This is a genomic window from Vibrio sp. Vb0304, from assembly GCF_033338995.1.
In the GTDB taxonomy this organism is placed as follows: Bacteria; Pseudomonadota; Gammaproteobacteria; order Enterobacterales; family Vibrionaceae; genus Vibrio; species Vibrio alginolyticus.
On the sequence record NZ_JAWOTT010000352.1, the window covers coordinates 1 to 1,053 of the forward strand.

General features: G+C 50.0%; 1 protein-coding gene. It reads left to right on the plus strand.

Annotation, left to right across the window (positions count from 1 at the left end; genetic code table 11):
- The coding region (gene pdhA, locus R7P35_RS26175) for a pyruvate dehydrogenase (acetyl-transferring) E1 component subunit alpha (protein ID WP_318093399.1) at positions 1 to 1,026 on the plus strand (1,026 nt) is incomplete at its 5' end.
- Positions 1,027 to 1,053: the final 27 nt, after the last annotated feature.

Below are 1,053 nucleotides of genomic sequence, written 5' to 3' on the forward strand. Positions count from 1 at the left end.
AACTGGGCTGACATTGAAACTTTGGTCGGGTTTTACCGAGACATGGTATTAACTCGCACCTACGATCAGAAAGCCGTTGCGTTGCAACGAACAGGTAAGCTAGGTACCTACCCTTCACACCTTGGCTCAGAAGCCATTGGTATAGCGGTAGGACGGGCATTAAAAACCGATGACGTCTTCGTCCCTTATTATCGCGATATGCCTGCGATGTGGTGTCGTGGCATTGGTATGGAAAAAAACCTTCAATATTGGGGCGGCGATGAGCGCGGCAGTGACTTTGCGCCAGAAGGCAGCCCTATCCCAAGCCGAGACTTGCCATTTTGTGTCCCAATCGCAACACAATGTACACATGCGGTCGGCGTTGCTTCTGCGTTGAAAATTCAAGGCAATCACGAAGCGGCTCTGGTCATGTGTGGCGACGGTGGGACATCCAAAGGAGATTTTCTCGAATCCATCAACTGCGCAGGGACATGGAACATTCCGTTGGTTTTTGTGGTGAATAACAACCAGTGGGCGATTTCTGTACCACGCAGTTTGCAATGCGCGGCGGAGTTTCTTTCTGAAAAAGCAAAAGGCGCTGGCATTCCAGGGATTACCGTCGATGGCAACGACGTTGTTGCTATGTATGACGCTACCATGACCGCATTAGAGCGAGCACGAAAAGGCAAAGGGGCGACACTGATCGAAGCGGTAAGTTATCGCCTAAGTGACCACACCACCGCCGACGATGCGACGCGTTATCGTAATGCAGATGACGTGCAAACTGCATGGCAATTCGAGCCCGTGAGCCGACTAAAAACCTTTTTGATCAATCAAGGTGCTTGGAGCGATGAACAAGAGCAACAATGGCAAAGCGACTGCAAGGAACAAGTCGAGCTCGCGGTTGAACGCTACCTAAACTTGCCTCAACAAGCGCCTGAAACTGGATTCGATTACCTCTACGAATCGCTTCCTCAAGAGCTTCACGCTCAACGCGATGAATTGATCAATAAAGCAATGCGAATGCAAGGAGGCAAACATGGCTGAACTTACATTAGTTGAAGCAGTAAACCT